This is a genomic window from Thermococcus sp., from assembly GCF_027066465.1.
GTDB lineage: Archaea > Methanobacteriota_B > Thermococci > Thermococcales > Thermococcaceae > Thermococcus.
Genome location: NZ_JAMONU010000015.1, coordinates 1 through 4,120, shown reverse-complemented (window position 1 = coordinate 4,120; position 4,120 = coordinate 1). Strand labels below are relative to the sequence as shown.

Below are 4,120 nucleotides of genomic sequence, written 5' to 3'. Positions count from 1 at the left end.
GCGAAGTTCCTCAACGTGAATGAGCTGGAGTTCAGCGAGACGAACCTCAGAAACCTCCTCGACAGGGGTTACAGGCCGGTAAGCGACGAGAGTTCAGCCATCAAGGGTTCGCTTGAACTCGGGCTTAAACTCCTCGAGTGGGGCGAAGAAAATACCTCGCTGAGCTATCACCTCTGCACCGCGAAGCTCAAGGATGCCGTCCAACTAAGGAACAGGTTAAGGAGAATGGCGAGGAACGTTGCAAAGCCATACATGGAAATCACAGAGGACGGAACGCTCCGCTTTGGGATTGCCGAATACGACGACCTGGACGAGCTTTACGAGTTCCTCGTCAGCGAAGCCGAAGTTCCGGAGGAGTGGCTCCACGTGAACAGGGAAAAGGGCAGAATTGAGATGCCCGAGGAGGTGGCTTTAGAGCTGGCCGAGGCCATCGAAGGCGACGTGAGGTTCTTCATCGTGGAGGAGTACCCGACCTTCGACCGGATTGAGGTTGAGAGGATTCCGTTGCCTTGAATTTTCTGGTTTGCTCTCTGGATTGTTGCTTATGGGGACGTAAGTAACTTACGAGAGCGTAAGTTGTAAGAGTTTTTGGATTAGCTGAGGACTTCTGCATACTCTTTTGATGGAAAGTTTATATACAGTTGCCTCTTACTTAATCCGATTAGTCATATGATGATCATGAACTAGAGGAAACGACGTTTGGTATCCTCTTGGTCTTTCAGGCTATAGTCATGAGCACCCACAACGACGTTGGGGTGGTGACTAAATGAAAAGGAATCTCTTACACTCTTTCCTTTTCCTCGCCATTGGAGTTGGGATGCTTAACATTCTCGTGCCCCTGAGGGAGATGAGTTATCTGACATTGATAATTCTAATCTCGCTTCTCTTCCTCCGTGCTGTACTTTCCAAACGGTTTGAAAACCGGACCATAACCTTTCTGTGGAATTTCGCAGTAATATTCTTGGTAGGCTCTTTAATCTATCCGTACAATGAGGATCTTGCGTACTCTTACTTTGCCGGTGCAGGTGTGGTTGCAACGTTCTACGCTTTTACCGACAAGCTGTTCTACTATGCCCCCCAGATAGCTTACTTCTGGATAGGCCTTGCGGTGGGATTCGTTTTGTCGCTTACAGTCTTTAGAAGCGAGGTTCGGAGCAATACAGGAGTATTTCTCCTCCTTACGCTGGGATTTGGTCTTGCAACACTCCTCATCGGAAAACTCGTTAACTACAGACCCTTTTCTAAAAGATTTTGGGAAACTGAATAGGGTTCTAATTCAGTCGGGGGTTCCAAGAGAAATAAAAAGGGTGTTGAGGCTCGAAATTAATCCTTCACCTTCTCAATCCCTATCTTCGCCTGAACCTCGGGCCACTCGACGACGTAGCCCTTGGCCTCGCCGAAGACCACCTCTGTCGCCCTAGTTTCCTTCTTTATGTAGTCGAGGTTCTCCTCGAGCAGTTCGCGGTTCTCGTCGGTGGTCTCTATGGTAACGACGATTCTGTCGTTCACGTCGAGGTCAAGGCGCTTGCGCATCTCCTGTATCCTCCTGACGAACTCCCTGGCGAGGCCCTCTGCCAAAAGCTCCCTCGTGAGGGTCTTGTCCACGAAGACCCTTCCGCCCTCGAACTCCTCGCTAACGAAGAAGTCCGGCAGTTTCTCCTCGATTGTCAAGTGTTCCCTCGTGAGGTGGAAGGTCTTTCCTTCGAGTTCAACGTCCATCTCGCCCTTCTCGTAGAGCTCTCTTCCGTGCTCGTTTATCCAGGCTATCACGAGTTTGGCGTCGCCCTTGAACTCCGGACCAACTTTCGCGAAGTTGGGCTTGATGACGAGCTCGCGCTCGACCTTTCCGACGACCACTTCTTTGGCGTTGAGCTGGTCGCGCAGGATTCTGTTGAGTCTCTCAACGGCCTTCTTTACCGTCTCATCCTCGGTCTCGACGATTATTCTCCTGACCGGGTAGCGGAGCTTTATCTTGGCCCTCTGCCTCGCTGAGGAGCCAGCCTCGACTATCTTCCTAACAGCCTCCATCTCGCGCTCAAGCTCCTCGTCTATAGCGTTTTCGTCTGGCTTCGGCCAGTCGAGCATGTGGACGCTCTCCACGCCGAGGAACGGCCTGAGCATGTTCTGGTATATCTCCTCGGCTATGTAGGGCGTGAACGGGGCCATCAACCTGAGGAGGACGTCGAAGACCTTCCAGACGGTGTAGTAGGCCGCTAACTTGTCCGGGTCGTTGCTTTCAACCCACATGCGCTTCCTGATTAGGCGAACGTACCACCTGCTCAGGTCCTCGACGACGAAGTCGTATATAGCTCTCGTCGCTTTCGTCAGCCTGAAGGTCTCTATTCCCTCCTCGACGTCCCTAATCAGTCTGTTCACCCTGCTGAGTATCCACTTATCTTCCTCGCGGAACGGAAGCTCCTCGGGCTTGAGCTTGGTCGGGTCGAAGTTGTCGAGGCTCATGTAGGTCGCGCTGAGCACGTAGACGTTCCAGAGTATGTTGAGCATCCTCTTGACCTGAGCCAGTCCCTTCCAGCTGAAGCGCAGGTTCTCCCAAGGGTTGGTTGCCCAGAGCATGTAGAACCTGAAGGGGTCTCTGCCTTCTCTCTGGACGACCTCCTCGGGCCTTATGATGTTGCCGAGGCTCTTGCTCATCTTGTCGCCCTTCTCATCCAAAACGTAGCCGTGCATGGCAACTGCTCTGTACGGCACGGTGTCGAAGGCTATCACCGAAGCGGCCTGCTGGGAGTAGAACCACTTGGTGACCTGGTCTTCGCCTTCAACTATGAAGTCGGCCGGCCAGAGCTTCTCGAAGAGCTCCTTGTTGCGCGGGTAGTCGAGCGACGCCCAGCTCGCTATTCCGCTGTCGAACCAGACGTCAACGACGTCCTTTACTCTTCTCATCTCCTTGCCGTTGACCTTTATGATGAATGCATCGACGTAGGGCCTGTGTAAATCCTCCGGGCCGAGCTTCTCCTCTATAACTTTCAGCTTCTCCTCGTAGTCCTCCGGAAGCTCTATCCTCTCGCCGTTGACATCTATCGCAACGGCGAGCTTGACAAGCTCCTCAAAGCTTCCAACGACGTATATCTCGCCGTCCTCGCTCTGCCATATCGGAAGCGGTATTCCCCAGTAGCGCTGTCTGCTTATGACCCAGTCGCCAGAATTGAGAACGCCGTTGTCGTATCTGACCTTCACCCAGTCCGGATACCAGGTTACCTTCTCGTCGTTCTCCTTGATTATCTTGTCCTTGACTTTACTCACCTTGAGGAACCACTGGTCTGTTGCCCTGAAAATCAGCGGGGTCTTACAGCGCCAGCAGTGCGGGTACTTGTGCTCTATTGTTCCGGCCTTCACGAGGTAGCCCTTCTCCTTGAGGTGCTCGATTATCTCCGGGTCGGCGTCCTTCACATAGACGCCCTTCCATTTTCCTTCGGTGTAGCGGCCCTGGTCGTCTACCGGGCTGTAGACGGGCAGGCCATACCTCTGTCCGACCTCGAAGTCCTCCTCACCGTGGCCCGGCGCGGTGTGAACCAGTCCTGTACCGTCCTCAAGCGTGACGTGCTCGCCGAGGATTACGCGGTGGGCCCACCTGTACCTCTCGCGGAACTCCTTTTGCCTCGGATACTCGTCCATGAGGACGTGAACGTATCTCACTCCCTCAAGCTCCCCGCCCTTGAACTCCTCGACCACCTCCCCCTTGACCCCGACCTCATTCAGAACGCGCTCGACGAGGGCCTTCGCGATTATCCAGTACTCCTCTCCGTTCTCGGTCTCGACCCTGACCCTCGCGTAGTCGTACTCGGGGTGAACGGTAACCGCTAAGTTGGCCGGGAGCGTCCAGGGTGTGGTAGTCCAGATGAGGAGGTACTCGTTCTCCCTGCCCTCGACCGGGAACTTGACATAGATGCTCGGGTCCTTCCTGACCTTGTACTCACCGCGAACCTCGTGCTCGGCAAGAGCGGTTTCACAGCGGGGGCACCAGTGCAAAACCCTCTTGTCCTTCTCCAAAAGCCCCTTCTCCCAGGCTTTCTTCAGGGTGAACCAGCCCGATTCGATGTACTCGTTCTTTATCGTCATGTATGGACTGTCCCAGTCCATCCAGATTCCGAGCATCTTGAAC

At 53.9% G+C, this 4,120-nt stretch carries 2 protein-coding genes and 1 pseudogene; 2 read left to right on the top strand and 1 reads right to left on the bottom strand.

What is annotated here, in order from left to right; all coding sequences use genetic code 11:
* Positions 1 to 513, top strand: a pseudogene (locus MVK46_RS00720) (radical SAM protein); the annotation flags it as partial.
* A gap of 253 nt (positions 514 to 766) precedes the next feature.
* Positions 767 to 1,267, top strand: coding sequence for a hypothetical protein (locus MVK46_RS00715; protein WP_297534494.1), 501 nt, complete (start codon positions 767 to 769; stop codon positions 1,265 to 1,267).
* A 56-nt stretch (positions 1,268 to 1,323) separates the two neighbouring features.
* Here the strand turns inward: MVK46_RS00715 and ileS are convergent.
* On the bottom strand, positions 1,324 to 4,120 hold a 2,797-nt coding region (ileS, locus tag MVK46_RS00710), incomplete at its 5' end, for an isoleucine--tRNA ligase (protein WP_297534493.1).

Coding starts and splice junctions, on each gene's coding strand:
- MVK46_RS00715 (WP_297534494.1), top strand. CDS start 767: ATGAAAAGGAATCTCTTACACTCTTTCCTTTTCCTCGCCATTGGAGTT.